The following is a 26,961-nucleotide window of genomic DNA, read 5'->3' as shown; positions in this document are numbered from 1 at the left end:
TTCACTCGGCGGCCACACCATCGGTGAACTGGAGACGCGCCAGACGCGCATAAAGCCCATCTTGCGCCACCAGATCGTCATGGGTGCCCTGCGCCACGATCCGGCCGTTCTCCATCACCACGATGCGATCGGCCTTTTTCACGGTGGCCAGACGGTGCGCCACGATCAGGGTGGTGCGCCCGGCGCGCATCTGGTCGACAGCGGCCTGAACGGCGCGCTCGCTCTCGGCGTCCAGCGCCGAGGTCGCCTCGTCCAGCAGCAGAACCGGAGCGTCGCGCAAAATCGCCCGCGCGATGGCGATGCGCTGTTTCTGACCGCCCGACAGCATCACGCCGCGTTCGCCGACGAAACTGTCATAGCCTTCGGGCAGGGCTGAGATGAAGTCATGCGCCGCGGCGGCACGGGCCGCGGCCTCGACCTCGGCATCCGAGGCGTCCAGCCGTCCGAACCGGATGTTTTCGCGCGCCGAGGCCGCAAAGATCACCGGATCCTGCGGAACCAGCGCCATGTGCTGCCGGAAATCCGAGCGGCGCATGTCGCCCAGATCGATCCCGTCTAGGCTGACCTGACCGGCCTCGGGGTCGTAGAACCGCTGGATCAACTGGATCACGGTCGTCTTGCCCGCGCCCGAGGGTCCGACGAAGGCCACGGTCTCGCCCGGGTTCACTGTCAGCGACAGGTCGTCCAGTGCCAGAACGTCTGGCCGGGCCGGGTAGCGGAAGGTGACGTTGTCAAAGGTGATCTGTCCCTTGACCGGCTGCGGCAGCGCCTTGGGTTGTGTCGGGTCGTTGACCGTATCTTCGGCGTTCAGCAACTCGACCAGCCGCTCGGTGGCGCCTGCGGCACGCTGCAGCTCGCTCCAGATTTCGGAAAGGGCGGCTACGGACCCGGCCATGATGATCGAATAGATCACGAACTGGATCAGCACGCCTTCGGTCATCACGCCGTTGCGCACATCGTTCGCCCCCATCCACAAAACTCCGACGATCCCCGAGAAAACCAGAAAGATCACGATCACCGTCAGAACCGCCCGCGTCTGGATACGGCGCAGGGAAACATGGTACGAGGTCTCGGTCATGTCGCCGAACTGGCGGCGGCTGGCGTCCTCATGGGTGAACGCCTGTACGGTCTGAACGGCGCCCAGCGCCTCGCCTGCATTGCCCGACGAGGCGGCGATCCAATCCTGGTTTTCGCGGCTTATGACCCTCAGCCGACGCCCGAGAACCAGGATCGGCACCACCACCACCGGGATCAGCAGCAAAACCAGCCCGGTCAGCTTGGCCGAGGTCAGCAACATCAGCACAAGCCCGCCGATGAACATCAGGAAATTCCGCAATGCGATCGACACTGACGAGCCCAGAACGGATTGGATCAGCGTGGTGTCGGTGGTGATACGGCTCAGGACCTCACCGGTCATGATGCGTTCGTAGAAGGCGGGGCTCATGCCGATGACGCGGTCAAAGACTGCCTTGCGGATGTCAGCCACGACCCGCTCGCCCAACCGGGTCACCAGCATGTACCGGATACCCGTTCCCACCGCCAGAACCGCTGCGATGCCCAGCGCCGCCAAGAAATACCAATCGAGCAGTTCACCGTCTTCGATGCGGAAGTTGTCGACCACGCGCCGCACGGCCAAAGGCAAGGTCAGGGTCATGCTGGCCGTCAGAACCAGCGCCAGCGTCGCCCCAAGCATCAGCAGCCGATAAGGTTTCATGAACGGCCACAAAGAGGCCAGCACGCCCAGCTTCCGGGATCCGGGTCGATCTTCATGAGCACCGGGCGCCTGAACGTTTGCTTGGTTGGCGGAGCGTGTTCTTGCCATGCCTGACCCTTTTTACCTTCTGGGACTCGCGATACGGCTTCTTGGCGGCGCAGGCGCGCCGGGTCAAGGAGACTGCGCGCAATAGCACCCCGACAAGGGCTTTTTGACGCAACTTATTCCGGAGAGTTTGGAGCGGGTAGACGGAATCGAACCGACATAGCCTGCTTGGAAGGCAGGGGCTTTACCATTAAGCTATACCCGCTTGGTGAAGGGCTGAGTAGTCCATGCCCGGGCCGTCGTCAAGAACCGAAATCCACCTACGCATCGCTTTTGCGACTGCCTGCTTGCGGTCAACCATTGCAGACTGCGCGGCCAACCGCCCATCGCTCTGAATTGCACTTGTTTTGGGGTCGCGCACTGGCGCAGCATACGATTGCAGTGCTTGCCGTTCGCGAAAACCTGCCTAGCGTGTGTACCGCCCCAAACGGTTAATGGGGTTGTTAAGTACCTGTAACAATCAGTTCCTAAATCCGTTTCACAAATTCATTCCGACAGCGAGGAATCACCCAATGAAAGACGTTGATCCAGCCACCCTTTCCGCCGACGACTGGGACGAACTGCATTTCCCCCGCCCCGACGAAAACGACTTTGACCGCGTCGTCGAAAGCGCCCTGTCGCGACGCGGCTTTCTGGGCGGAGTGTTGGCCTTCGGGTCGGGTGCTGCGGCCATGGGCAGCGGTCTGCTGGGGTCGACCTCAGCCCACGCACAGACCGCTTCTCGTTTTGCCTTCACCCCGATTGCGGCCCAGACCGATGGCACCGTGCATGTGCCCGAGGGGTATGAATGGAAGGTCCTCATGCGCTGGGGCGATCCGCTGTTCTCCGAGGCTGACGGGTATGACATCACCGATGGTGGACCGGTCGAGAACTCGGACAAGGTATTTGGCGAAAACACTGATGGTATGGAAACCTTCTCGTTCCAAGGGCACCAGTTGATTGCCATCAATCACGAGTATCCCAACCGCAAAATCAACCTGCCCGCAGCGCAGGAAGGTGTGCCCGCAAACGCGGATGACGTTCGAAAGTTGCAGAACCTGCAGGGTGTGACGGTGATGGAAATTGCCGAAACCCCGGATGGCTGGACCGTGGTCAAGGACAGCCCTTTCAATCGCCGCATTCACCACAACACCCCCATGAAGATCGTGGGGCCGGCAGCTGGCCACGACCTGCTGAAGACCGAGGCCGATCCGACCGGCACAACGTCGCTGGGCACGATGAACAATTGCGGGTCGGGCAAGACACCTTGGGGCACCTACCTGACCTGCGAAGAGAACTTTAACGGCTACTTCGGCTCCAGCAACGAAAGCGCGACATATACTCCAAAGGTCGCGGATGGCTTCAAGCGATACGGCATCAAGGCCGAAAGCTGGAACGGGTACGAGTTGTTCGATCCACGGTTTGACACCTCGAAGAACCCCAACGAACCACATCGCGTCGGCTGGGTGGTCGAATTCGACCCGACCGATCCCAACAGCACCCCGGTCAAGCATACTGGACTTGGGCGGTTCAAACATGAGAACGCCGCGGTCGAGCTGGCTAAGGATGGTCGCATTGTCGTCTATATGGGAGATGATGAGCGGGGCGAATACCTGTACAAATTCGTCTCGAACGGCGTCTACACCCCCGGCGGGGATACCGAAGGTCTGCTGGATGACGGAACGCTGTATGTTGCCAGATTCAACGACGACATGTCTGGTGAATGGGTGCCGCTGACGCCGGAAACCACCGGCATGGACGAGGCCGAGATTCTGATCTTTGCCCGCATCGCTGCGTCTGAGGCCGGTGGAACCACGATGGACCGACCGGAATGGGTTGCAACCAGCCCAGTTCTTGCCGAGGCCTATTGTTGCCTGACCAACAACAAGAACCGTGGCGTCAAACCCAACGCGGGTGGCGATGATACTTCGGTCAATGGCCCCAACCCTCGGGAAGCCAACAAATACGGGCAGATCGTTCGCTGGCGGCCAGCCAACCAGGATCATGCAGAAACCGCGTTTAAGTGGGATCTGTACGTCATGGCCGGCAATCCGACAGTGCATTCCGATGCGTATGCCGGGTCCGAGAACGTAAACGAAGGCAACCTGTTCAACTCGCCCGACGGGATGATGATCGACAGCACCGGTGTGGTCTGGATCCAGACCGACGGGAACGACGACAACGAAGGCGATTTTGCAGGCCACGGCAACAACCAGATGCTGGCCGGCGACCCGATCACGGGTGAAATCGTTCGCTTCATGACGGGCCCGAACGGCTGCGAGGTGACCGGTCTGACATGGTCGGCCGACCGCCGGACCATGTTTGTAGGCATCCAGCACCCCGGTGGATCCTGGCCAGATGGGGGCACGCCGCGTTCCTCGATCATCGCGATCAAACGCAAGGACAACGGACAGGTCGGCTGAACCGTCTTACCTCAGCGATCACCCCCGGCGAAGCGTCGGGGGTGACAGTGCTGTTCAGAGATCTTGGCCCGGCATCGCCAAAGGCCCACCATCGGCTGCAAGGTGACGCTCGGGCAGCCACGGGTTCAGTTCCAGCGCCTCTGCCAGTGCAACGCGGGCTTCTTCCATTCTCTGCAGACCCATGAGGGTCAGCGCACGACCGCTCATCGCTGCGATATGGTTCGGCGACAATTCTAGTGCGCGGTCCAGATCGGTCAGGGCCGATTCAAAATCCTGACGCAGGAAATTCACGAATGCGCGCTGGTTGTAGCCCTCGGCATACTCGGGGCAATATGCAATCAAACGGTCGAAATCCTGCAGCGCCCCCAACAGATCCCAGGCATTACGTCTGGACATGCCCTGATCCAATACGGTCTGCGCGGCCTCGTCAGGTGCGTCGGCCCACAGCTCCCACATCTGGTTCGAGATCTCGCGCGCGGCCATCTCGGTCTCGGCCTGCTGGATCTGACCGATAAGATCACCCAGCCGGGCGGCGTGATCGGGCGCAGGCGGGCAGGTCTCAGCAATTGCCGGGATCCCAACGCCCGCGCTCAGAACTGCGGAAAGAATAAGGTGTCTCATAGTTCAATGGTGACGCGGATCGCCCTTTCGTCAACCCGCGCCATCGATGGCATCGGCCAGCCCGGTCTCTTTCACCGCCTCCATAGCCACGAAGGTTGAGGTGCTGGCCACATGCGGCAGCGACGAAATCTTTTCGGCCAGAACCGCGCGATATTCCGTCATCGACCCGGTCCGCACCTTCAGCAGATAGTCGAAATTCGACGCGATCATATGCGCTTGTTCGATCTCGGGCACTTTGCGGACAGCCGCGTTGAACTCAGCCAGCGCCTTTTCCCGCGTGTCGGTCAAGCGCACCTCGACAAAAGCCACATGGTCCAGCCCCAGGCGGATCGGGTCCAGCATGGCCCGGTAGCCGGTGATGATCCCCTCGGACTCGAGCCGTTTCAGCCGCGCCTGCGTCGGTGATTTCGACAGCCCGATCCGCCGGGCCAGATCCGCGACCGAGATCCGGCCGTCCTCGGCCACGATGGACAGAATCGCGCGGTCAAACCGGTCCAAACCCGGAAAGTCTTTTCGCATGGAGTTTGATCCAAAATTCAGGACATCGGGTGCCAGATATTTCATTTTCGGTCCGTTGTCCCGCAAAATCGCAAGTATACTGCGTGAAAGACCGGAGGACACATGACCCACAGCCTGCGCCACACCATCGATTCCATGACCTACGCGGACCAGACCGCATTGCTGAACTCCCTGACCGATCAGGCCGCCCTGACTCAAGCGGTCCGCACCGCCATCTGCGAGGCGGCCGCGCAACTGGTGCGCGACATCCGCTCCAGCACCGCGCCGGGGCTGATGGAGGTGTTTCTGGCGGAATACGGCCTGTCGACCGATGAAGGCATCGCCCTGATGTGTCTGGCGGAGGCACTGTTGCGTGTTCCCGACGCCGACACGATCGACGCGCTGATCGAAGACAAGATCGCACCCTCGGACTGGGGCAAGCACCTGGGCCACTCGTCGTCATCGCTGGTCAATGCCTCGACCTGGGCGCTGATGCTGACGGGCAAGGTGCTGGACGAGGGCAAGGCCTCGCCGGTCAGCGCCCTGCGCGGCGCCATCAAGCGGCTGGGCGAGCCGGTGATCCGCACCGCGGTGGGCCGCGCGATGAAGGAAATGGGCCGGCAGTTCGTTCTGGGCGAAACCATCCAGTCCGCCATGAAACGCGCCGCCGGGATGGAGGCCAAGGGCTACACCTATTCCTACGACATGCTGGGCGAGGCCGCCCGCACCGAGGCGGACGCCGCGCGCTATCACCTTTCCTATTCCCGCGCCATCGCCGCGATTGCCGAGGCCTGCACCCATGACGACATCCGCGCCAATCCCGGCATCTCGGTTAAACTTTCGGCGCTGCATCCGCGCTATGAGATTGCGCAGGAACAGCGCGTGATGGACGAGCTGGTGCCGCGCCTGCGGGCGCTGGCGCTTCTGGCCAAGGCGGCCGGAATGGGCCTGAACGTCGACGCCGAAGAGGCTGACCGCCTGTCGCTGTCGCTGCAGGTGATCGAGGCGGTTCTGACCGAACCGGCGCTTGCGGGCTGGGACGGGTTCGGCGTGGTGGTACAGGCCTATGGGCCGCGTGCCGGGCTGGTGCTCGACACGCTTTATGACATGGCCGAGCGGTATGACCGCAAGCTGATGGTGCGTCTGGTCAAAGGCGCCTACTGGGACACCGAGATCAAGCGCGCGCAGGTCGAGGGCGTCGACGGCTTCCCGGTCTTCACCAACAAGGCGGCAACCGACATATCTTACATCGCCAATGCCCGCAAGCTCTTGGGCATGACCGACCGGATCTATCCTCAGTTCGCGACCCACAACGCCCACACGGTCAGCGCGATCCTGCATATGGCCGAGGGCCAGCCCTTCGAGTTCCAGCGCCTGCACGGCATGGGTGAAACCCTGCACCAGATCGTCAAGGACCAACACAATACCCGCTGCCGGATCTACGCGCCGGTTGGCGCGCATCGCGACCTGCTGGCCTATCTGGTGCGGCGGCTGCTGGAAAACGGCGCCAACAGCTCGTTCGTCAACCAGATCGTGGACGAAAACGTTGCCCCCGAAGTGGTGGCCGCCGATCCGTTCGAGGCCGTGCGGAAACCTGCACGCCACATCCCAACCGGCCCCGAACTGTTTCAACCTGAAAGACCAAACTCGCAGGGGTTCGACCTGCATCACACACCGACATTGGACCGGATCGATGCCGCCCGCGACGCCTTTCGCGCACCTCACTGGTTCGCGCAGCCCCTGCTGGCCGGTGACGCAGCGCCCGAGGCCGAGGAACCTGTCATCAACCCCGCCCTGCCCGAGGACCGGCCAGGCGCGGTCGCGCCGGCCAGCGCTGCGGATGTGGAGCTGGCGCTGGCCGCAGCTGCTCCGTGGCAGGCTTCAGCGGCCGAGCGCGGCCGCATCCTTAATGCCGCCGCCGACCTCTACGAGGCCAACTACGGTGAGCTCTTCGCCCTTCTGGCGCGTGAGGCCGGCAAATCACTGCCCGACGCGGTGGCCGAACTGCGCGAGGCGGTGGACTTCTTGCGCTACTACGCCGCCAACATCCCCGACGCAGACCCTGCCGGGACCTTCACCTGCATCAGCCCGTGGAACTTCCCTCTGGCGATCTTCACGGGGCAGATCTCGGCAGCGCTTGCCGTGGGTAATGCGGTTCTGGCCAAACCCGCACCGCAGACTCCGCTGATCGCCCACCGGGCGGTGCAACTGCTGCACGAAGCCGGCGTGCCGCGCGATGCGCTGCAATTGCTGCCGGGCGGGCCAGCGGTCGGGGCCTCGCTGACGTCGGATGCGCGCGTCTCGGGCGTGGCCTTCACCGGCTCGACCGCGACGGCGTTGAAAATCCGCGCTGCAATGGCCGAGCACATGCGGCCCGGAACGCCGCTGATCGCCGAAACCGGCGGGCTGAACGCGATGATCGTGGACAGCACCGCCCTGCCCGAACAGGCCGTGCAGTCGATCATCGAAAGCGCCTTTCAGTCGGCGGGCCAGCGCTGCTCGGCCCTGCGTTGTCTGTATCTGCAGGACGACATCGCCGATGACGTGCTGGCCATGCTCAAGGGCGCGATGGACGCCCTGTCGGTGGGCGACCCGTGGCTGCTCTCGACCGATTGCGGCCCGGTGATCGACGAACAGGCCCGTCAGGGCATCGCGGACCACGTTACCAAGGCCCGCTCCGAGGGTCGTGTTTTGAAGGAGCTGGCGCTGCCGCCCGAGGGGATCTTCGTGGCGCCCACGCTGATCGAAGTCCCCGGTATAAAAGCGCTGGAACGCGAGATCTTCGGCCCTGTCCTGCATGTCGCCCGGTTCAAGTCACACGAGATCGACCAGGTGATCGCCGACATCAACGCCACCGGCTATGGCCTGACCTTCGGCCTGCACACCCGCATCGACGACCGGGTGCAGCACGTCACCGAGGCGATCCACGCCGGCAACATCTATGTCAACCGCAACCAGATCGGCGCGATCGTCGGCTCGCAGCCTTTCGGCGGCGAAGGCCTGTCCGGCACCGGCCCCAAGGCGGGCGGCCCGAACTATCTGGCCCGTTTCTGCGCCCCGGACCGACAGGTCGTGGCCGCGGAATGGTCCGCCCCAACCGACCTGCCCGCACCGATCGGGCAGCCTGCCGCGCCGACGACCCGCTCGATGCCCGGACCGACCGGCGAGTCGAACCGGCTGACCGAGTTCCCCCGCGCGCCGTTCCTGTGCCTGGGCCCCGGCCCCGAGGCGGCCAAGGCGCAAGCAGACGCCATTCTCGCGCTTGGCGGCACCGCGATTCAGACCGAGGGCGCGCTTGACCTGCACCGGCTTGAGAACCTGCCGGGAATATCGGGGGTTCTGTGGTGGGGCGATGCGGACACCGCGCGTCAGATCGAGCGCCATCTGGCTCGGCGAGACGGCCCCATCCTGCCGCTGATCCCCGGCTTGCCCGACCGGTCGCGGGTGATGGCTGAGCGCCATGTCTGCGTCGATACCACGGCCGCCGGAGGAAACGCCGCACTTCTGGGCGGTGCGGCATAAGCTGACTTGACGCTGGGCCGTGAAAAGCCCAGCGTCCCCCCATGTTTCCAATTCGAGACCACAACCCCTCGGGCCGCACACCCTATGTCGTCTATGCGCTGATCGCGGCGAATGTCCTGGTTTTCCTCAGCTATGTCGGAATCATGGACGATGCCCGGCTGATCAACCGGTTCTATTTCGACTATGCGATCATCCCCGCCCGCATCAGCGACGGCGTGGCGCTCGAGACGTTGGTGACGTCGATGTTCCTGCATGGCGGCTGGATGCATCTGATCGGCAACATGCTGTTCCTGTGGATCTTCGGCGACAACATGGAAGACGAGATGGGCCACCTGCCCTTCCTGCTGTTCTACATGGTCGCGGGTATCGGCGCCGGGCTGGTCCATATCGTTACGGCTCCCGGGTCGCTGGTACCCACCATCGGCGCGTCCGGCGCAATTGCCGCAGTGATGGGTGGGTACCTGCTGATGTTCCCAAAGGCGCGCGTCGATATCCTGCTGATTCTGATCATCTACTTCCGGGTCTTCACCATCCCGGCCTTCGTGATGCTGGGCGTCTGGCTGGGCATGCAGTTCCTTGGCAGCGTGTCCAGCAACCCTGACGCCGGCGGTGTGGCCTATTGGGCGCATACGGGCGGTTTCGTGATCGGTTTGGTACTGTGCATCCCACTGTGGCTGAAACGCGGCGGGCCGGCCTATTGGAACCGCACCCACGGCCACCCGCCGCATCCCGAACACCGCTACAAGCTCAGCCAGTCCCGCATACCAAGAGTGCCACGCCGATGAGCCAAATGACCGCCACCTGCCATTGCGGCGCCGTGAAGATCGAGGCCGAGTTCCCCGGTGGCCTGTCCACGGCTGCCCGATGCGACTGTTCCTTCTGCATCCGCCGCGGGGCCGCCGCCGTGACCGCCATAACCGAGAGCCTGCGCATTCTTGAAGGCGCCGAGAACCTGAGCCTCTACACGTGGGGCACGCACACGGCGAAACACTATTTCTGCAAGACCTGCGGGATATACGTTTATCACCAAAGACGCTCGGATCCGGCAGAGTGCGGCGTCAACCTTGGCTGCATCGAGGGCGCAAACCCCAGAACCCACGGGCCGATTCCCTGGAATGACGGGGTCAATCACCCCTCTGATCGGTCTGACTGATCCGGAGTTTGACCACCGCTCAACCGCGTGATCTCTTGCGCAGCCTGAACGACGTGGGCGGCAAGCTCGGGTGCCCGGTCCGGATTGAATCGCGCGGTCGGCCCCGAGACAGAGATTCCTGCGCAAGGCTCCTGCTTGTCGTTGAAGATTGCGGCTCCGATGCAGGACATGCCCGAGTGGCGCTCCTCTCGATCATAAGACCATCCGCGCAGCCGCGTTTCGGTCAGATCCGCGCGCAAGGTATCCAATGTGGCGCAAGTATTGGGCGTATACGGCACGAGCTGGGTGTCCGCCAACACCTTGGCCCGGGATGCCTCGGTCATGGCCGCCAGGATCGCTTTGCCCGTACCCGAGGCATACATCGGCGTGCGCGCGCCCGGCGGAAAGAACGCCCGGATCGGGTTCGATGTCTCGACTTGCCCGACAAACACAACTTCCGACCCGTCGGGAACTGCAAGGTTCGCCGTTTCTCCGCTGTCCTGCATAAGGCGCCGAAGAACTGACCGGCCGATCTCGACAACGCTGTTGTGCCGCAAAAACGAAGCGCCGGTGCGATAGGCTTCGACTCCGATCATCCATTCCTGACGTTCTTCGCTGAAGCTAACGAACCCATGTTTTTGCAAGGTCGTCAGGATGCGATGCGTGGTTGCTGTGGGCACGTCGATCTCACGCGCGAGGTCGCTGAGCGCGGTGCGTTCAAGCCGTGCGACCGTGGTCAGGACCCCCAGCGCACGGTCCAACGCCTGCATGGTTCCGGCCGAGCTTTCCTTGAACAACGACTTGGGCCGGCCGCGTGGCCGCTTCTGGGCTGACATGGCGATTCTTCCCCGCTTTGGCCGAACGGCCGTCTGGCTTTCTCAGCTGGTCACAAACACTCAGCGAAATGAGAAAGTGAATATTCTTCGTTTATAGCAGGTTACGAATTTTTTCCAAGAAATGAAAATATTTTTCAATAAAATTGCATCAACTCCGACAGGGAGACACACTTGGGGCAAAGCGGAGGACACGATGATGTCAAACCAAAATCCGGTCTTCATTCCCGGCCCGACGAATATCCCGGATCGCCTCCTGCGCGCGATGCAGGTCCAGACCATTGACCACCGCGCGCCGGATTTCGTTCAGGCCTTTGCGCCGGTACTCGAGGGCCTCAAGCAGGTATTCCGGTCGACCACAGGTCAGATTGTGACCTTTCCATCCAGCGGCACAGGTGGGTGGGAAGCTGCGATCAGCAACACACTGAGCCCGGGCGACAAGGTTCTTGTGGCCCATCATGGCGTATTCAGCCATCGCTGGATCGACCTTTGCCAACGGCATGGGCTGGACGTACAAGTCATCGATTGCCCTTGGGGCAGCGGGGCACCTGCCGAACAGTTTCAGTCGATCCTCACCGACGACCGGAACCACGACATCCGGGCGGTTCTGGTGACGCACAATGAAACGGCCACCGGTGTGCGCTCGGATATCCTGTCGGTCCGATCGGCGATGGATGCCTCGGCGCACCCTGCCCTGCTGATGGTCGATTGCGTCAGTTCGCTGGCCTCGATGCCGTTCGAATTCGATGGCTGGGGCGTCGATATTGCGGTTTCGGGGTCGCAAAAGGGGTTCATGCTGGCCGCTGGAATGGCAATCCTGTGCGTCAGCCCCAAAGCGCTGGCAGCGATGGATGGTGCGCGGCTGCCCCGCACCTATTTCGACTTTCGGGACATGTTGGACGCCAATGCCTCGGGCGGGTTTCCTTACACGCCGCCGCTGCAACTGATCTGCGGACTGCAGGAAAGCCTGTCCATTCTGTTTGACGAAGGCCTGGACAACGTCTACGCCCGTCACTTCCGTCTGGCTGAAGGCGTGCGTCGGGCCGTCGACGCGTGGGGATTGAGCCTGGTCGCTCAATCGCCGGACCTCTACTCGGACACTGTAAGCGCAGTCTATGTACCCGATGGGTTCGACAGCAATGTCCTGACTAACCATGCCTATGACACCTATGGAGTGTCCTTCGGGATCGGCCTGGGGCAGTTGAACGGCAAGGCGTTTCGCATCGGTCACCTGGGCAGCCTGACGGACGTCATGGTTCTGTCCGGCCTCGCCACGATCGAGATGGCGATGGCCGATCTGAACTACCCGATACAACTGGGCAGCGGCGTGGCGGCAGCGCAGGAATACTTCCGTGCAAACGGCACCAACCGCTCGCGCGCAGCGGCTTGAGGAGATCGGTAGGTTGGACACTCTTTCCGCTGCAGAGCTAACGATCGACGACATGCGCGCTGCGCATGAACGGATCAAACCACATATCCGGCGTACACCCGTCCTGTCGTCGGAGTATCTGAACGCACAAACCGGCGCACGGCTCTTTTTCAAGTGCGAAAACCTGCAGGAGGCCGGAGCCTTCAAGGTTCGCGGCGCCTGCAATGCGGTATTCGGATTGCCCGACGAGATCGCAGGCAAGGGCGTCTGCACCCATTCCAGCGGGAATCATGCACTGTCCTTGTCATATGCTGCCGGTCGGCGCGGCATTCCCTGCAACGTCGTCATGCCACGCACAGCACCTCAGGCCAAAAAGGACGCGGTCCGCAGGTTTGGCGGTACGATCACCGAATGTGAGCCATCGACATCTTCGCGCGAAGCGACCTTTGCCCAGGTGCAGGCCCGAACGGGTGGCGAGTTCGTACACCCCTACAACGACCCGCGTGTCATCGCAGGACAGGCCACATGCTCGGCCGAGATGCTGGAACAAACAGGTGGGCTTGATGCGGTTATCGCTCCGATCGGCGGCGGCGGTATGGTGTCGGGCACGTGCCTCACAGTATCGAATCTGGCCCCCGATACCGCGATCTATGCCGCGGAACCTCAGCAGGCTGATGACGCATACCGATCTTTCAAAGCCGGTCGGATCATCGCCGACGACGCACCCAAGACGGTGGCCGACGGCCTTCTGGTTCCGCTCAAGGAAAACACCTGGCACTTCGTGTCGCGGAACGTTGCCGACATCTTCACGGCCTCCGAAGACGAAATCGTGGCGGCCATGAAACTGGCCTGGAAACACCTGCGACTGGTGATTGAGCCATCTTCGGCTGTTCCATTGGCAACCATTCTCAACAACCCCGAGGTTTTTCGAGGCAAACGCGTCGGCGTGATCCTGACCGGCGGAAATGTGGATTTGGACAAGCTGCCCTGGCTGGCCGGGCAAGGAGGAGAAGGATGAACAAACCCGTGAACATCGATCAATTGGACGTCGGCTTCGACATCCCCGCAGCAATCGGCATGGATGAAAGCGAAATCCAGACCCCTTGCCTGATACTGGACCTCGACGCGCTAGAGCGGAACATCCGCAAAATGGGTGACTACGCCAAAGCGCACGGCATGCGCCATCGGGTGCATGGCAAGATGCACAAGTCTGTGGACGTCGCGCGCCTGCAGGAAAAACTGGGCGGCGCAGTTGGCGTGTGCTGTCAGAAGGTCTCGGAGGCCGAGGTTTTTGCGCGCGGCGGGATCAAGGACATCCTTGTGTCCAACCAGGTGCGTGATCCGGCCAAAATTGACCGCTTGGCTCGGCTGCCGAAGCTGGGCGCGCGAACGCTGGTCTGCGTGGACGACATCGCGAATGTGCCCGAGCTGTCCTCTGCGGCGCAGACCCATGGAACGCAGCTGGAGGTCCTGGTCGAGATCGACTGCGGCGCGGGGCGCTGTGGGGTGACCAGTACGGCTGACGTCATTGCCATTGCCCGCGCAGTTGAGGCGGCACCGAACCTGAAGTTCACCGGCCTCCAAGCCTATCAGGGCGCGATGCAACATCTCGACAGCTATGACGCGCGAAAGGAAAAACTGGATGCAGCAATCGCCATGGTGCGGGACGCCGTCGACGGGTTGAAGGCGGACGGGATTGAGTGCGAACTGGTTTCGGGTGGTGGGACGGGATCCTATTACTTCGAAAGCAATTCGGGCGTTTACAACGAATTGCAGTGCGGGTCCTACGCGTTCATGGATGCCGACTATGGGCGGATTCTGGACCGGAATGGCCAAAGGATCGATCGGGGCGAATGGGAAAACGCCTTGTTCATTCTGACCAGCGTCATGAGCCACGCCAAACCGGACAAGGCGATCTGTGACGCAGGGCTCAAGGCGCAGTCGATCGACAGCGGTTTGCCGGTGATTTTTGGCCGCGATGATGTCGAATACCTGAAATGTTCGGACGAACACGGTGTGATCCGCGACCCCAACGGCGTGCTGCGAGTGAACGACAAGTTGCGTCTGGTCCCCGGGCACTGCGATCCGACCTGCAACGTGCACGACTGGTATGTCGGCGTGCGCAACGGAAGGGTCGAGACCCTGTGGCCGGTCTCTGCTCGCGGCAAGGCGTTTTGATCATGAGGGACGAGATGAACGCTGAAACCAAATTGATACAGATCGTTGGCGAAGACCTCTGCCGGCAATTGGTCAACCGCGAGCTGGCGTTTGACGCAATCCAAGACGTGTTCTCAGCGATGGCACGCGGCGGAGCGCGCAACTTCCCCGTCATCCGCGAAGGGCTGGGTCATGCCGGCGCCGTATATGGGTTCAAATCCGGCTTTGACGCCGAAGGCCTGGTTCTGGGTGTCAAATCTGGTGGCTATTGGCCGGGGAACACCGATCGCGGGCTGACCAACCACCAATCCACCGTCATCCTTTTCGATCCCGATACCGGACAGCCTTCCGCGCTGGTTGGTGGGAACTACCTTACGGCTATCCGCACGGCTGCGTCCTCTGCAGTGTCGATCGCGCACCTGGCCCGCACGGACGCCAAGGTGCTTGGCATGGTCGGCGCGGGCCATCAATCGGCCTTTCAGTTGCGCGCCGCCGCCAAGCAGCGCGACTTCGAAAAGGTGGTGGCATGGAATCCCCATCCCGAAATGCTTCCGAAACTGGCCGCTGTCGCGCAGGACATCGGGCTGGATTTCGAATCCGTCTCGCAGCGGGAACTGGGGGCACAGGCCGACGTTATCATCACGATCACATCGGCGTTCGAACCGTTGTTGATGCGGGACTGGATCAATCCCGGAACGCATCTGGCCTGCATGGGCACCGACACGAAGGGCAAGATGGAAGTCGACCCCGAACTGGTTGCTTCGGCTCAGGTCTTCACCGACGAGGTTGCCCAGTCCGTCACCATCGGTGAGGCGCAACATGCCGTGGCTTCGGGCGCGCTGGATCCTGACGCCATCACGCCGATTGGAGCGGTGATCAATGGCGATCATCTCGGCCGGACAAAGGTTGATCAGATCACCCTGTTCGATGGGACCGGGGTCGGGTTGCAGGACCTGGCCGTGGCATCCGTGGCCGCGCGGCTGGCTTCCGAGGTCGGTTTGGCGAGTACTGTACGCCTTTGAAACAAAACGCGCGGCCAATTCGGCCGCGCGATCTTAGAAATTGGTTATGGTCGTTTCCGGCCGCCGTATTGACGGATCAGCCGCGGATCACCTTGGCGAACTGGTCGAAAATCGGTTCGTTGGCGCAGATGACTTCCCCGTCGGACAGAATGCTGCCTTCGGGGTTCAACGGTTGAACGAACCCACCCGCCTCTTTCACGATGATGATGCCAGCGGCCAGATCCCAGGCGTTCAGGCGACGCTCCCAGAAGCCTTCGTAGCGGCCAGCGGCAACATAGGCCATATCCAGCGCAGCTGCACCCCAGCGGCGCACACCCGCGCAGGCGGGCATCAGACGGGCCAGGTCCTGCAACGTGGCAGGCAGGTCCGAGCGGCCACCAAACGGCAAACCGGTCGAGAAGATCGATTCGATCATCCGGCTGCGGCTCGACACGCGGATACGCATGTCGTTCATCCAGGCACCCTCGCCCTTTTCGGCAAAGAACATCTCGTCCTTCGCGGGATCGTAGATGACGCCCGCGACGATCTTGCCCTTGTGTTCAAGGGCGATCGAAACCGCCCAGTGCGGCAGCCCGTGCAGGAAATTGGTCGTCCCGTCCAGAGGGTCAACGATCCAACGCCGGGTCGGGTCTTCGCCCTCGATCACACCACCTTCTTCAGCCAGCCAACCGTAGGTGGGACGCGCGCCCAGAAGTTCTTCTTTCAGAATGTTCTCGGCTGCAATGTCGGCCTTCGAGACGAAATCGCCCGCGCCCTTCATCGACACCTGCAGGTTCTCGACTTCGCGAAAGTCTTTTACCAGCGATCGACCCGCTTTGCGCGCGGCCTTGATCATGATGTTGAGATTTGCACTGCCAACCATAGTTCCGAGGCTCCTGTCCGGTCAAACCGCGCGTATACTGGCGCAACGCCCCCTTGCCAAGAGGAATGATGCGCATAGCAGCATGCCGTTTCCCGCGTGGCCAAAACCTTATTGCTGCTGCAGCTTGCGCGCCTCTAGGCTGGCCAGCTTGACCAATTCCTGCACAAAGGGTTTTTCCATGTCCTCGGTGCGCACTGCGGCATACAGCCGACGCGTGATGCCATCCTTGGTCAGCGGGCGGGTCACATAGTCCGAGTTGTACTTGACCTCGCGCACCACCCAGTCGGGCAGAACGGATATTCCACGGTTTGACGCCACAAGCAGCAGGATCACGGCGGTCAACTCGACTTGCCGGATCGCAGCAGGCTCAACGCGGGCCGGGATGAGAAGCTGGCTGAAGATATCAAGCCTCGTGCGTTCGACCGGATAGGTGATCAGCGTTTGACCGCGAAAATCCTCGGCCTCGATATACGCTTTCTCGGCCAGAGGGTGGGTCGAGGCGGCGACAAAAACAGGATTGTAGTCGAACAACTCGATGAACTCGACCCCCGGCAGATCTTCGGGGTCCGAGGAGACGACCAGATCGACCTCTTCCTTCTGCAGCGCGGGCAGCGCGTCAAAGGCCAGACCTGGCCGGATATCGACATCGACATCCGGCCACGACTTGCGGAAGGCCTCGAGCACCGGGAACAGCCACTCGAAACAGGCGTGGCACTCGATCGCGATGTGCATCCGTCCCGTGCGCCCATCGCGCAGCGAGGAAAACTCCTCCTGCATCGCTTCGACCTGCGGCAGAATCTGCTCGGCCAGACGCAGAAGGCGCAGCCCAGCGGCCGACAGTTTCATCGGTTTCGACCGGCGCAGGAACAGCTCGACGCCGGCCTGATCCTCCAGCCCTTTGATCTGATGGCTGAGCGCAGACTGCGTGATGTTCAGTTGATCCGCCGCACGGGCCAACCCACCACATTCATGGATGGCTTTGATCGTGCGCAGGTGTCGAAATTCGATATGCATCTTTCGCGTCGTTCATGTTGTTCTTGAATAATATGAGTTTGTCTCACAAAGAACTCCATGGCACAAGAGCCGCAACACAACCTGCGAGACTGCCATGACCCAGCCCGAGATTTCCTTCGAATTCTTTCCGCCTCAGACGCTCGAAGCGTCGTTTCGCCTGTGGGATACGGTTCAGACACTGGCGCCACTGGCACCCCGTTTTGTCTCGGTCACATATGGAGCGGGGGGCACCACCCGTGAATTGACCCGCGACGCGGTGGCGACGTTGCACAAATCCTCGGGATTGAAAGTCGCGGCCCATCTGACATGTATCGACGCTTCACGCAGCGAGACCTTGGCCATTGCCGACAGCTTTGCCGCGGCCGGCGTCACCGACATCGTTGCGTTGCGCGGCGACCCACCCAAGGGGCAGCAACGGTTCGTCCCGCACCCCGATGGGTTCGCCCACTCGGTCGAATTGATCGCAGCACTTGCGGAAACCGGCAGCTTCACCATCCGCGTCGGTGCCTATCCAGACATTCACCCCGAAGCGCCACATGCACAGGCTGACATCGACTGGTTGAAAGCCAAGCTGGACGCCGGCGCAGACGAGGCTTTGACGCAATTCTTCTTCGAAGCCGAAACCTTTTTGCGCTTTCGCGATGCCTGCGCCAAGGCCGGGATCGACAAGCCGATCGTGCCGGGCATCCTGCCGATCGAGAACTGGGCCGGTGCCAAGAAATTTGCCAAACGCTGTGGCGCGCAGGTGCCGGACTGGGTCGATCAGGCCTTTGACAAAGCAATCCGTGACAACCGGCACGACCTGTTGGCCACCGCGCTATGCACCGAGCTGTGTTCGGACCTGATCGACGAAGGCGTGGACAAGCTGCATTTTTATACGCTGAACCGCCCCGAACTGACCCGCGATGTGTGTTTTGCCCTTGGGATCACGCCCAAAGCCGATCTACAAAACGTCGCCTGACTGTTCCTTGCATTTGCACAGGCCAAAGGGGGATTGCCACCTGCGGCCCGTTGCAAGGTGCGAACAATTCCCCCTGCAACGGCGCACTGTCCCCGCCAAGCCTACCAATTCACTGGATAATTTGACAGAAACTCAAGGCTCCGGAAAATAGGAGCCAGTTGTTTTATCGAGTGATTTTGGTATGGAGCCAGTCGAGAAAATTCAGGCTCGCGTAGAAGCACTGCACGTCTTGGGCCTTGATCAGACCGCCACCGCATCGGACATCCGGAATGCGTGGCGTGACATCGCCTTTCATGCACATCCCGACCATACAGGCGGCGACTGCAATCAGTTTGCGCGGGCGAAGTCGGCCTATGACTATCTGCGCAAAAACGGGTTGGCAGGCAAAGGCGCCGGGCCGGCCCAACCGCGACGCCCGAAACTCAGAAAGCGTATCATAGAGCTGGACGAGAAGGATATTTCCGCCTGCCTGAAACTGCTCGATCCAAGTCGCGCCCTATCCTTTGGCGAGACCAGCGCGGAAGATTGCCCGCTATCGGCGCGCAATTCGGACCATGTACCAGAGGCGATCGGATGCTATGGCCGCGACCTGACCTATTTTGTTGCGACGCCGGTTTGCGAAGGTGAAAACCGCGTTGCCCTGCCGACATCCGTTCTGGCCGGCTTTCGGACCGTCGAAACCGAAATACTGTCCTTCCAGGCCAAGAATGGCGGAGCGGGCGAGGTCGTTGTTCCCGACACCATTCGAGAACGCAAGTTTCCCGGGGCGCGCAGCGTCAGGATCCGGTTCGAGGCGGATCAGGCCACTCGGGAACAGTTCTGGCAGGCTTGTTGAAAACCCAGCATTGAAAAAGGCCCGGCGGGTCTGCCGGGCCTGCAACGCGCGTCACGTCAGTTCGCGATCGGGCCTTCGGACGTGAATTTCGGGATCACGTTGGTCGAGGCGTCATTGCCTTCGAGCCCAGGCCAGTTTCCCTCAGCAAGGTTGATGTTGCCCGGGACGTCTTCTTCCCAGAATCCGACCACGACATCGGTGATGTTCAGGTACAGCTTGTCATCAACGATCCGCCACAGGTTGGGGTTGCCGGGCACCTTGCCACCCTTGGACACGCCATAGGCGCAATGGCCATCATATTGCGGCGCATAGAACGCGGGGTTTTCAAGGAACTTCGCGCGGTTTTCTTCGCTCGCGAAAGCCCAGGTCGCCCCGTTGTATTCCGCAGTGATGTCCGACCGTCCGCGCACGCCTTCGGGCTGCGACTGTCCGATCGGTGATTGAGCAAGCCCACGGTAGGCCACCACATCATATCCGGACACGGCGAAGCCGGTCCCATCGACATATTGCGGGCCGGCAAAGGCGGGCACGGCCAACGCCATTGCAGCAGCAAAGGTCAGAGCAAATCTGTTCATGTTTCATGTCCTCGTGTCTTGACGGGTTGCAGGGCCAGAGTGGCTGTCTGCTGAGACAATAAGCAATTCCCTCCGTCGGCGAAGACCCGTTAACGCCGCTGTGACCATTGACGAGCAAACGTGAGCAGTCTTGCCGCAATTGTTACAGAACAGCCGCCACGTCGGGGGTTGGCGTTCTTGTTCTGCAACACTAACTCTTGTCGGGCCGGGCGCGGCTCGGCTCTGGGACGAAAGGCGGAAGATGAGCGACACCACCACATACACCCCACCACAAGTTTGGACATGGGATAGTGAAAGCGGAGGGCGTTTCGCGAGTATCAATCGCCCCATCGCAGGGGCGACCCATGACAAGGAATTGCCCGTCGGCAAACATCCCTTGCAGTTGTATTCGCTTGCAACGCCAAACGGGGTGAAAGTGACGGTCATGCTGGAAGAGCTTTTGGCCTTGGGTCACGCAGGCGCGGAATATGATGCATGGCTGATCAATATTGGTGACGGCGATCAGTTCGGCTCGGATTTTGTCGCGATCAACCCGAACTCGAAAATCCCCGCTCTGATGGACCGCTCGGGTGAAACACCGATACGGGTGTTCGAAAGCGGTTCCATCCTTGTACATCTGGCCGAAAAATTCAGTGCATTCCTGCCCGAATCCGGTCCCGAGCGCACCGAAGTGATGAACTGGCTTTTCTGGCAGATGGGCAGCGCGCCTTATCTGGGTGGCGGGTTCGGGCATTTCTACGCTTATGCGCCAGAGAAATGGGAATACCCGATCAACCGCTTTGCGATGGAAGCCAAACGCCAGCTGGATGTTCTGGACCGCGAACTTGCGGACAAAGCTTTTATCGCTGGCTCGGACTACTCGATCGCCGACATGGCGATCTGGCCGTGGTATGGGCAACTGGTTCTGGGTCGTTTGTACGACGCGGCCGAATTCCTTGATGTCGAATCCTACAAGAACGTCATGCGATGGGCGCAAGAGATTGACGCGCGGCCAGCCGTGAAGCGGGGCCGCATGGTCAACCGCGCATTCGGAGAGTTGCACACCCAACTGCGCGAACGGCATGACGCAAGCGACTTCGAAACCCGTACGCAGGACAAGCTGGAAACAGCAGCCGAATAACTTTGTTCATTTGGCGCGGGGAGCAAACCATCCCTGCGCCGAAGCCTCGACTTCACTTCAAGATCGGGGGGCTGTCCGGGTCGCTTCCGGGCGCTGGTCGGGGCCCGGAGGCGCGCACTGGCTCGGGGATATCAAATCGCAGGCCCACTTTCGCCAATGCTGCGGCGGCAGGATCGCTGGCCGCGAAAAACCCGACATCCAAGGCACCAGCCTCAATCCCCGAAAATGTCAGAGCTTCGGACACCGCCTTGGCCAAGGCCGTCTGGGCACCGGGGACCGCGTCAACGAAACCAAGAAGATGACCCTGCCCGCCACCCTCGGCGCGGGTTCCGGCGAGATATGCGGCGGAGGCCAGACCTGAAGCTGTGGCCAGTTTGGTGTCCAGCGCCGTCAGCAAAATGTCGGGCAACCCCGCGGGCGGAAGGAACTCCGTCAGACGGGATTGCACTTCTTGCGGGGCATGGCTGAGGGTTTCCGCAAGCCAGGCCAACGCTTCGGCAGGGATGAGCATCGACGACGGCGCCACCTCGAGGTTCAGCCCCAACCCGATGCCCTGCCCTGCAAGCATCCCCGCCAGAACACGTCCGGACAGAGCGGCATAAGGGGCAGGACGGCCCGCAAACTGCGCCAGTCGGTCTTCGCGGTCAAAGGCCAGCACAAACCGACCATCAGCCACGTCAAACAGCTCGGGTGAGATGTTTTCGTCTCGCGCCTCTTCGGTCAGCAACAGAAACAGTTCGTTGTCCGCGAGCCGTTCGAAAAACCTCAGCCGCGCGGCATCGCTCTGAGGGTCGGCCTCCATCTGGGCATGCGCAATGTCCAGCGCGGTCGTGTCAGTCATCCATCACCTCTTTGACCCGGGCACGCAGCACCGGCAACAGGTCCGTTTCGAACCAGGGATTTTTCTTCAGCCATGCCGTATTGCGCCATGACGGATGAGGCAAGGCAAATACCCGCGGCGCATGCTGTTGCCAATTGCGCACCGTATCGGTCACCGAAGCTTGTGCGCCCAGATGGAATTTATGCGCGTGGCCACCGACAAGGATGGTCAACGGAACATCGCCAAGTTCACTCATCACCCTGTGATGCCAGGTCTTCCTGCAGATCGCCGGCGGCGGCAAGTCCGCCTTTCGCGCATCGTACCCCGGAAAACAAAACGCCATCGGAACGATCGAAACCCGCGCCTGATCGTAGAATTGCTCTTCCTCCAACCCCAGCCAATCCCGCAGCCGGTCGCCTGAGGGGTCGGTGAACGGTCGGCCGCTCTCATGGACCCGTGCCCCGGGAGCTTGCCCTGCGATCAGAATGCGCGCACCGGGGCGGAACCACACCACCGGGCGCGGCGGATGCGCGGTCGCAGTCGCAGCGAAGCGGTCGGCGCACAACCGGCACGATCTGATTTCTTCCGCAAGTGGCTTCACCTGATCTCCAGCCCTTTGGCGCTTGTTGCAATCCTAGGATGGATCATAGTCGTTCCCGCAAACCGATCCAGTTGTCGGCTCTGTGCGCCACAATTGTGGCCAGGCGTTTCGAACGCGCATTGAACATTTGTTTCATATTTCGACATAATGTGGCCAACATGGAGCGGTAGAACACCCGGCCGTCAGCCAGCCACCGGTGGCCGCACCCAAAGCAAAAACATGAGCAGGCCGTGAATGCTTGAGTTCGAGAATGTCAGCAAGTCCTTTTGGACCGGGACTCGCCGCAAGGTGATCCTGGACAGGGTCTCGTTCCGGGTCGAGCTGGGAAAATCACTTGGCGTTCTGGCCCCGAACGGCACCGGAAAAACCACGCTTATCAACATGATGGCCGGCCTCGAAAAGCCCGACGAAGGCGTGATCCGCCGAGAGTGTCGGGTGTCTTTTCCCATGGGCTTTGCCGGCGGCGTTTCCAAGAAGATGTCCGCGCTCGAGAATGCCCGTTACATCGCCAAGATTTATGGAATGGACCCCGACTATGTCGAGGCTTACTGCAGCTGGATGTGCGACTTGGGCGAGTATTTCAACCAACCCTTGGCGACATACTCAGCCGGCATGCGCGCCCGTTTCACCTTTTCGTTGATGCTCGCCCTGGATTTCGACATGTACCTGATCGACGAAGGTATGCCTGCCACCACCGATGTCGAATTCAACAAAAAAGCGGGTTCAATCCTGCAGGAACGCTTGCGAACCACGACTTTGGTGATTGTGTCACACAATCCCAAAACCCTCGAAAAATTCGCCCGCCAGGCCGCCGTGCTTGTGGATGGGCAGCTTCATATGTTTGACTCCTTGGAAGAGGCGACGCAGCTATATGACTACCAAACCCAAGGTTAAAAAATACGACCCGAACCATGCCTCGCAGGCCGAAGGCACGGTTGAGGCGCGTGCCGAGGCGATTTCGCGCATCAGAAAAGCAACTCAACCGGCCGAGGAAGCCCCGGCCGGAACTGAACTGGATGCCATCAAGAAAGAAGGGTTGACCGGTCGTCAGCTGCGCATAGCCCGACGCCTGGCGCAGAAACACGGTCTGGCTGCGACGTCGGACTACGATGCCGTGCGTCTGCTACGAAAAAAGGGGATCGATCCGTTTCCGCGCTCCAACCTTCTGGATTTTGCGGCGGGTTCTTCCGATACCGCGGATGCGGAAGACCAGCCAAAAGACAAGGTCACGATCCAGCTGCCGCAAACGGTGAAAGAAAAGCAACAGACCCTTCCCGGCCCCGAATGGAGCCCGGCACAGCGGCGCGAATTCGAAATCGGCCAGATTCAGAAGGATATCGCCCGTCGGCGCAGACGAAAGCTGTTTGGTCTGTTTGCCCGTCTATTCGCCTTTGTTCTGCTGCCCACGATTATTGTCGGCTATTACTTCTATCGCATAGCCACTCCGATGTACGCCAGCGAGTCCGCGTTTTCCATTCTACAGGCAGATGGTGGCGCTGGTGAGATCGGCGGGCTTTTGGCCGGGACGCAATACGCCACCACGCAGGACTCGGTCGCGACCCAGGAGTTCCTTGAATCCAAGGATGCGCTCAACCGTCTGGAACGGGACACTGGTTTTGCCGAGATTTTCAAGCAGGACTGGATAGATCCGATTCAAAGACTGCCTCAGGACGCCACGCTGGAAGAGGCGTTCAAACTGTACAAGCGAATGGTCACAATCGGCTATGACCCCAGCGACGGCATCATCCGGATGGAGGTTGCAGCACCCGACCCGGACACTGCCGTCGACCTGTCAAATCTGCTGATCTCCTACGCCGAAGAAAAGATCAACGGCCTCACCGAGCTGAAGCGCGAAGATCAGATGCGGGACGCTCTGCAGTCCTTCGAGGACGCTCAGGAAGAACGGCGCAAAGCCCAGGAAGCGCTGATCGAACTGCAGTTGCAGGGTGCCGTTCTGGACCCTGAAAACGTGATTGCCGGGCTGCGCGCCCGCATCAACGAGATCGAGATACAGCTTCAAGACAAGGAATTGGAGCTGGCGGCGTTGCTGGACAACTTGCGACCTAACAAAGCCAAAGTCGACGGTGTCCAAGCCGATATCAACCGGCTTGAGGCCGTGCTCGAAGAGCTCAATGCCGAGATGCTGGACGCCTCCGCCGGCGAAAACTCGCTGGCGCGGTTGAGCGTTCGGATCCAGATGGCCCAAGCCGATTTAGCCGCACGGGACATGATGCTGCAATCGGCCATGCAGCAAATGGAAACCGCCCGGACCGAGGCCAACCGCAAGGTTCGATACCTCACCGTTTCCGTGAACCCGGTCGCCAGTCAGGAGCCCACCTATCCGCGAAAGTTCGAAAATACGATTTTGGCTTTCCTGTTGTTTGCTGGTATCTACCTGATGATTTCGCTGACTACGTCAGTCCTTCGTGAACAGGTATCCTCGTAGAGCTCATGAAACATGTAAAAATAGCCAACGTCACCGTTGGCAACGATCTTCCGCTGACCATCATCGCGGGCCCTTGCCAGCTTGAAACGGCGGATCACGCACAGATGATCGCGGGAAGGATGAAAGAAGCCTGTGAAGCCGCGGGGGCACAGTATGTGTTCAAGGCCTCATATGACAAAGCCAACCGTACGTCCCTGTCCGGGAAACGCGGCATGGGGATCGAGGCCGGGCTGAAGGTGCTGGATGACATTCGCAAAACGATGGGTATTCCGGTCCTGACGGATGTCCACACTGAAGCGCAATGTGCCATCGCGGCCGAAGCAGTGGATATCCTGCAAATCCCGGCCTTCCTGTGCCGCCAGACAGACATGCTGCTGGCAGCCGGAGAAACAGGCAAGGCCGTCAACGTCAAGAAGGGTCAGTTCCTGGCCCCCTGGGAAATGCCGAACATCGTCGAAAAGATCGAAAGCACGGGCAACCACAACATCCTGCTGACCGAGCGCGGAACCTCGTTTGGCTACAATACGCTTGTCGCCGACATGCGATCGCTGCCGCAAATGGCGCAAACCGGGTATCCGGTTGTCATGGATGCAACCCATTCCGTTCAGCAGCCCGGTGGCCGAGGCGGCTCGTCCGGCGGACAGCGGGAATTTGCACCGGTAATGGCCCGCGCGGCCGTGGCCTTGGGCGTTGGTGCCGTGTTCATTGAAACGCATCAGGATCCGGACACGGCGCCGTCTGACGGGCCGAATATGATCCCGTTGGACCAGATGGGCCAACTGATTGACACATTGATGCGTTTCGATGCCCTGGCCAAGGCCAACCCAGTTCAGATTTAACGATCGAGATTTTCCATGACCAAACCAATCCCCGAGGTGACCCCGAACACCTGGAGCTTTCTGCGCGATGCGATGATCAAACCCACCGGGTTTCGTGAATATGATGCCCGCTGGAAATACCCTGACGAGATCAACCTGCCGGGGATGACGGCTCTGGGTCTTGGTTTGGGCACTCAGATGCACAAGCGCGGGATCGAGCCGGTGATCGCGGTCGGCAACGACTACCGCGACTATTCTCTGGCGATCAAGAATGCGTTGATTCTGGGCCTCATGCAGGCCGGTATCCAGGTCAAGGATATTGGCCCGGCGCTGAGCCCGATGGCGTATTTCGCCCAATTCCATCTGGATGTTCCTGCGGTCGCCATGGTGACGGCCAGCCACAACCCCAACGGTTGGACCGGGGTCAAGATGGGTTTTGACCGCCCTCTGACCCACGGCCCTGACGAAATGGCCGAGCTGCGCGACATCGTGCTGAACGGCGAAGGCGTGGCGCGCCCCGGCGGGTCCTATGAATTCGTGGACGGAGTGAAAGAGGCCTATATCAACGATCTGGTCGGTGATTTCAAAATGTCACGCCCCCTCAAGGTGGTGTGCGCGACAGGGAACGGCACCGCATCTGCCTTTGCCCCCGAGATCTTTGAGCGGATCGGGGTCGAGGTCGTGCCCAGCCACAACCGGTTGGATTACACCTTCCCCAACTACAATCCGAACCCCGAAGCGATGGAGATGTTGCACGACATGGCTGACGCCGTCAAAGCCAGCGGGGCGGACCTGGCGCTTGGGTTTGACGGAGACGGCGATCGCTGCGGTGTGGTCGATGACGAGGGCGAGGAGATCTTTGCCGACAAGGTCGGTGTCATCATGGCGCGTGATTTGGCCAAGCTGCATCCCGGCGCGACATTCGTGGCCGACGTGAAATCGACCGGCCTGTTCGCCAGCGATCCCGAACTGCAGGCCTATGGCGTCAAGGCGGATTACTGGAAAACCGGCCACAGCCACATGAAACGGCGCGTGAAGGAAATCGGGGCGTTGGCCGGGTTCGAAAAGTCGGGCCATTATTTTCTGGCCGAGCCAATCGGGCGCGGATACGACTGCGGAATGCGGGTCGCGGTGGAAATCTGCAAACTGATGGACCGCAACCCGGGACAGAGCATGTCCGATCTGCGCCGCGCCCTGCCCAAGACATGGTCGACCCCGACCATGTCGCCCTATGCTGCCGATACCGAAAAATATGACATTCTCGCCAGGTTGGTGGACAAGCTGGTTGCCAAGGCCGAGGCGGGTGAAACATTGGCCGGTCGGCCGATCAAGGACGTCGTGACCGTCAATGGTGCCCGCGTCATCCTCGACAATGGAAGTTGGGGCCTGGTCCGGGCGTCTTCGAACACGCCCAACCTGGTGGTGGTCTGCGAAAGCAGCGAGAGCGAAGATGAGATGCGGGCAATTTTCGCCGATATCGATGCCGTGATCCGCACCGAGCCGGGTGTGGGCGACTACGACCAGACGATCTGAG

24 protein-coding genes and 1 tRNA gene are annotated in these 26,961 nt (G+C 61.0%); 15 read left to right on the top strand and 10 right to left on the bottom strand.

The features are described from left to right. Position 1 precedes the first annotated feature (1 nt). Positions 2 to 1,822 carry an ABC transporter transmembrane domain-containing protein gene (locus tag ACR0JC_RS09075; RefSeq protein ID WP_170340700.1) on the bottom strand — a complete coding sequence of 607 codons (1,821 nt, stop codon included), beginning with the start codon at positions 1,820 to 1,822 and terminating at the stop codon, positions 2 to 4. A 128-nt stretch (positions 1,823 to 1,950) separates the two neighbouring features. After that, positions 1,951 to 2,024: transfer RNA gene (locus ACR0JC_RS09070), tRNA-Gly, on the bottom strand. Between the two features lie 307 nt (positions 2,025 to 2,331). Here ACR0JC_RS09070 and ACR0JC_RS09065 point away from each other — a divergent pair. Next, a complete protein-coding gene (locus ACR0JC_RS09065; RefSeq protein WP_170340698.1) occupies positions 2,332 to 4,221 on the top strand; it encodes a PhoX family protein in 1,890 nt (629 codons plus the stop codon). A 54-nt stretch (positions 4,222 to 4,275) separates the two neighbouring features. On the opposite strand, the gene ACR0JC_RS09060 is transcribed toward ACR0JC_RS09065, so the two are convergent. Together ACR0JC_RS09060 and ACR0JC_RS09055 are read right to left on the bottom strand one after the other, a co-directional pair. Next, on the bottom strand, positions 4,276 to 4,842 hold the full coding sequence (locus tag ACR0JC_RS09060) for a tetratricopeptide repeat protein (RefSeq protein ID WP_170340695.1): 567 nt from the start codon (positions 4,840 to 4,842) through the stop codon (positions 4,276 to 4,278). A 30-nt stretch (positions 4,843 to 4,872) separates the two neighbouring features. After that, the gene (locus tag ACR0JC_RS09055) at positions 4,873 to 5,361 is read right to left on the bottom strand and encodes an Lrp/AsnC family transcriptional regulator (protein WP_093964720.1); all 489 of its coding nucleotides are present in this window, start codon (positions 5,359 to 5,361) and stop codon (positions 4,873 to 4,875) included. 102 nt (positions 5,362 to 5,463) lie between these two features. Between ACR0JC_RS09055 and putA the strand changes: the two genes are divergently transcribed. From putA to ACR0JC_RS09040, 3 genes are read left to right on the top strand one after another with little or no spacing between them, the layout of a single operon-like run. Beyond that, positions 5,464 to 8,862, top strand: a complete 3,399-nt coding sequence (gene putA / locus ACR0JC_RS09050) for a bifunctional proline dehydrogenase/L-glutamate gamma-semialdehyde dehydrogenase PutA (RefSeq protein ID WP_170340693.1) — start codon at positions 5,464 to 5,466, stop codon at positions 8,860 to 8,862. Between the two features lie 41 nt (positions 8,863 to 8,903). Beyond that, positions 8,904 to 9,647, top strand: coding sequence for a rhomboid family intramembrane serine protease (locus ACR0JC_RS09045; RefSeq protein WP_170340691.1), 744 nt, complete (start codon positions 8,904 to 8,906; stop codon positions 9,645 to 9,647). Further along, on the top strand, positions 9,644 to 10,015 hold the full coding sequence (locus ACR0JC_RS09040; protein ID WP_170340688.1) for a GFA family protein: 372 nt from the start codon (positions 9,644 to 9,646) through the stop codon (positions 10,013 to 10,015). Before ACR0JC_RS09045 ends, ACR0JC_RS09040 begins: the two co-directional genes overlap by 4 nt. On the opposite strand, the gene ACR0JC_RS09035 is transcribed toward ACR0JC_RS09040, so the two are convergent. Continuing rightward, the gene (locus ACR0JC_RS09035) at positions 9,991 to 10,830 is read right to left on the bottom strand and encodes an IclR family transcriptional regulator (RefSeq protein ID WP_170340686.1); all 840 of its coding nucleotides are present in this window, start codon (positions 10,828 to 10,830) and stop codon (positions 9,991 to 9,993) included. The genes ACR0JC_RS09040 and ACR0JC_RS09035 overlap by 25 nt on opposite strands. 196 nt (positions 10,831 to 11,026) lie before the next feature. On the opposite strand from ACR0JC_RS09035, the gene bhcA reads away from it, so the two are divergent. The 4 genes from bhcA to bhcD are packed head-to-tail and all read left to right on the top strand — an operon-like array spanning position 11,027 to position 15,375. Continuing rightward, a complete protein-coding gene (gene bhcA, locus ACR0JC_RS09030) occupies positions 11,027 to 12,217 on the top strand; it encodes an L-aspartate--glyoxylate aminotransferase BhcA (RefSeq protein WP_170340684.1) in 1,191 nt (396 codons plus the stop codon). Positions 12,218 to 12,269: 52 nt separating this feature from the next. Then, positions 12,270 to 13,214: a beta-hydroxyaspartate dehydratase BhcB gene (gene bhcB / locus ACR0JC_RS09025; protein ID WP_170341086.1), complete on the top strand. Its 945-nt coding sequence runs from the start codon at positions 12,270 to 12,272 to the stop codon at positions 13,212 to 13,214. Further along, positions 13,211 to 14,374: a 3-hydroxy-D-aspartate aldolase BhcC gene (bhcC, locus tag ACR0JC_RS09020; RefSeq protein WP_170340682.1), complete on the top strand. Its 1,164-nt coding sequence runs from the start codon at positions 13,211 to 13,213 to the stop codon at positions 14,372 to 14,374. Before bhcB ends, bhcC begins: the two co-directional genes overlap by 4 nt. A gap of 14 nt (positions 14,375 to 14,388) precedes the next feature. After that, on the top strand, positions 14,389 to 15,375 hold the full coding sequence (bhcD, locus tag ACR0JC_RS09015; RefSeq protein ID WP_217361078.1) for an iminosuccinate reductase BhcD: 987 nt from the start codon (positions 14,389 to 14,391) through the stop codon (positions 15,373 to 15,375). A gap of 76 nt (positions 15,376 to 15,451) precedes the next feature. Here bhcD and ACR0JC_RS09010 read toward each other — a convergent pair whose 3' ends face one another. Both ACR0JC_RS09010 and ACR0JC_RS09005 read right to left on the bottom strand, forming a co-directional pair. Further along, the gene (locus ACR0JC_RS09010) at positions 15,452 to 16,237 is read right to left on the bottom strand and encodes an inositol monophosphatase family protein (protein WP_170340678.1); all 786 of its coding nucleotides are present in this window, start codon (positions 16,235 to 16,237) and stop codon (positions 15,452 to 15,454) included. A gap of 108 nt (positions 16,238 to 16,345) precedes the next feature. Beyond that, positions 16,346 to 17,251 carry a LysR family transcriptional regulator gene (locus ACR0JC_RS09005; protein ID WP_170340674.1) on the bottom strand — a complete coding sequence of 302 codons (906 nt, stop codon included), beginning with the start codon at positions 17,249 to 17,251 and terminating at the stop codon, positions 16,346 to 16,348. A 94-nt stretch (positions 17,252 to 17,345) separates the two neighbouring features. On the opposite strand from ACR0JC_RS09005, the gene metF reads away from it, so the two are divergent. Then, positions 17,346 to 18,212 carry a methylenetetrahydrofolate reductase [NAD(P)H] gene (metF, locus tag ACR0JC_RS09000; protein ID WP_170340673.1) on the top strand — a complete coding sequence of 289 codons (867 nt, stop codon included), beginning with the start codon at positions 17,346 to 17,348 and terminating at the stop codon, positions 18,210 to 18,212. Positions 18,213 to 18,441: 229 nt separating this feature from the next. Next, positions 18,442 to 19,047: a J domain-containing protein gene (locus ACR0JC_RS08995; RefSeq protein ID WP_480642319.1), complete on the top strand. Its 606-nt coding sequence runs from the start codon at positions 18,442 to 18,444 to the stop codon at positions 19,045 to 19,047. Between the two features lie 56 nt (positions 19,048 to 19,103). On the opposite strand, the gene ACR0JC_RS08990 is transcribed toward ACR0JC_RS08995, so the two are convergent. After that, positions 19,104 to 19,622, bottom strand: a complete 519-nt coding sequence (locus tag ACR0JC_RS08990) for a YHS domain-containing (seleno)protein (protein ID WP_170340669.1) — start codon at positions 19,620 to 19,622, stop codon at positions 19,104 to 19,106. 241 nt (positions 19,623 to 19,863) lie between these two features. Here ACR0JC_RS08990 and yghU point away from each other — a divergent pair, with 241 nt between their 5' ends. After that, the gene (yghU, locus tag ACR0JC_RS08985) at positions 19,864 to 20,742 is read left to right on the top strand and encodes a glutathione-dependent disulfide-bond oxidoreductase (RefSeq protein ID WP_170340667.1); all 879 of its coding nucleotides are present in this window, start codon (positions 19,864 to 19,866) and stop codon (positions 20,740 to 20,742) included. Positions 20,743 to 20,794: 52 nt separating this feature from the next. Here yghU and ACR0JC_RS08980 read toward each other — a convergent pair whose 3' ends face one another. Continuing rightward, the gene (locus tag ACR0JC_RS08980) at positions 20,795 to 21,583 is read right to left on the bottom strand and encodes an SseB family protein (RefSeq protein WP_170340664.1); all 789 of its coding nucleotides are present in this window, start codon (positions 21,581 to 21,583) and stop codon (positions 20,795 to 20,797) included. Next, entirely contained in the window at positions 21,576 to 22,163 is a 588-nt protein-coding gene (locus ACR0JC_RS08975; protein WP_170340662.1) for a uracil-DNA glycosylase family protein, read from the bottom strand. Before ACR0JC_RS08975 ends, ACR0JC_RS08980 begins: the two co-directional genes overlap by 8 nt. A gap of 234 nt (positions 22,164 to 22,397) precedes the next feature. On the opposite strand from ACR0JC_RS08975, the gene ACR0JC_RS08970 reads away from it, so the two are divergent. Genes ACR0JC_RS08970 through ACR0JC_RS08955 form a run of 4 tightly spaced genes read left to right on the top strand, consistent with a single transcriptional unit; the run spans position 22,398 to position 26,960 of the window. Continuing rightward, a complete protein-coding gene (locus ACR0JC_RS08970; protein WP_093964707.1) occupies positions 22,398 to 23,057 on the top strand; it encodes an ABC transporter ATP-binding protein in 660 nt (219 codons plus the stop codon). Further along, on the top strand, positions 23,035 to 24,609 hold the full coding sequence (locus tag ACR0JC_RS08965) for a KpsE/RkpR family capsule polysaccharide export protein (RefSeq protein ID WP_170340660.1): 1,575 nt from the start codon (positions 23,035 to 23,037) through the stop codon (positions 24,607 to 24,609). The genes ACR0JC_RS08970 and ACR0JC_RS08965 overlap by 23 nt, the downstream gene beginning before the upstream one ends. A 5-nt stretch (positions 24,610 to 24,614) precedes the next feature. Beyond that, positions 24,615 to 25,448, top strand: a complete 834-nt coding sequence (gene kdsA, locus ACR0JC_RS08960) for a 3-deoxy-8-phosphooctulonate synthase (RefSeq protein WP_170340066.1) — start codon at positions 24,615 to 24,617, stop codon at positions 25,446 to 25,448. A 15-nt stretch (positions 25,449 to 25,463) separates the two neighbouring features. Then, positions 25,464 to 26,960 (top strand): phosphomannomutase/phosphoglucomutase, encoded by a 1,497-nt coding sequence (locus ACR0JC_RS08955; protein WP_170340658.1) that lies wholly within the window; start codon positions 25,464 to 25,466, stop codon positions 26,958 to 26,960. The last annotated feature ends 1 nt before the right edge of the window (position 26,961 follow it).

The sequence above is a fragment of the Ruegeria sp. CH5 genome, from assembly GCF_056537025.1.
Note: the sequence above shows the minus strand (reverse complement) of the source record. Positions and strands in the feature narration are given on the sequence as shown.

Coding starts and splice junctions, on each gene's coding strand:
- ACR0JC_RS09075 (WP_170340700.1), bottom strand. CDS start 1,822: ATGGCAAGAACACGCTCCGCCAACCAAGCAAACGTTCAGGCGCCCGGT.
- ACR0JC_RS09065 (WP_170340698.1), top strand. CDS start 2,332: ATGAAAGACGTTGATCCAGCCACCCTTTCCGCCGACGACTGGGACGAA.
- ACR0JC_RS09060 (WP_170340695.1), bottom strand. CDS start 4,842: ATGAGACACCTTATTCTTTCCGCAGTTCTGAGCGCGGGCGTTGGGATC.
- ACR0JC_RS09055 (WP_093964720.1), bottom strand. CDS start 5,361: ATGCGAAAAGACTTTCCGGGTTTGGACCGGTTTGACCGCGCGATTCTG.
- putA (WP_170340693.1), top strand. CDS start 5,464: ATGACCCACAGCCTGCGCCACACCATCGATTCCATGACCTACGCGGAC.
- ACR0JC_RS09045 (WP_170340691.1), top strand. CDS start 8,904: ATGTTTCCAATTCGAGACCACAACCCCTCGGGCCGCACACCCTATGTC.
- ACR0JC_RS09040 (WP_170340688.1), top strand. CDS start 9,644: ATGAGCCAAATGACCGCCACCTGCCATTGCGGCGCCGTGAAGATCGAG.
- ACR0JC_RS09035 (WP_170340686.1), bottom strand. CDS start 10,830: ATGTCAGCCCAGAAGCGGCCACGCGGCCGGCCCAAGTCGTTGTTCAAG.
- bhcA (WP_170340684.1), top strand. CDS start 11,027: ATGTCAAACCAAAATCCGGTCTTCATTCCCGGCCCGACGAATATCCCG.
- bhcB (WP_170341086.1), top strand. CDS start 12,270: ATGCGCGCTGCGCATGAACGGATCAAACCACATATCCGGCGTACACCC.
- bhcC (WP_170340682.1), top strand. CDS start 13,211: ATGAACAAACCCGTGAACATCGATCAATTGGACGTCGGCTTCGACATC.
- bhcD (WP_217361078.1), top strand. CDS start 14,389: ATGAACGCTGAAACCAAATTGATACAGATCGTTGGCGAAGACCTCTGC.
- ACR0JC_RS09010 (WP_170340678.1), bottom strand. CDS start 16,237: ATGGTTGGCAGTGCAAATCTCAACATCATGATCAAGGCCGCGCGCAAA.
- ACR0JC_RS09005 (WP_170340674.1), bottom strand. CDS start 17,251: ATGCATATCGAATTTCGACACCTGCGCACGATCAAAGCCATCCATGAA.
- metF (WP_170340673.1), top strand. CDS start 17,346: ATGACCCAGCCCGAGATTTCCTTCGAATTCTTTCCGCCTCAGACGCTC.
- ACR0JC_RS08990 (WP_170340669.1), bottom strand. CDS start 19,622: ATGAACAGATTTGCTCTGACCTTTGCTGCTGCAATGGCGTTGGCCGTG.
- yghU (WP_170340667.1), top strand. CDS start 19,864: ATGAGCGACACCACCACATACACCCCACCACAAGTTTGGACATGGGAT.
- ACR0JC_RS08980 (WP_170340664.1), bottom strand. CDS start 21,583: ATGACTGACACGACCGCGCTGGACATTGCGCATGCCCAGATGGAGGCC.
- ACR0JC_RS08970 (WP_093964707.1), top strand. CDS start 22,398: ATGCTTGAGTTCGAGAATGTCAGCAAGTCCTTTTGGACCGGGACTCGC.
- ACR0JC_RS08965 (WP_170340660.1), top strand. CDS start 23,035: ATGACTACCAAACCCAAGGTTAAAAAATACGACCCGAACCATGCCTCG.
- kdsA (WP_170340066.1), top strand. CDS start 24,615: ATGAAACATGTAAAAATAGCCAACGTCACCGTTGGCAACGATCTTCCG.
- ACR0JC_RS08955 (WP_170340658.1), top strand. CDS start 25,464: ATGACCAAACCAATCCCCGAGGTGACCCCGAACACCTGGAGCTTTCTG.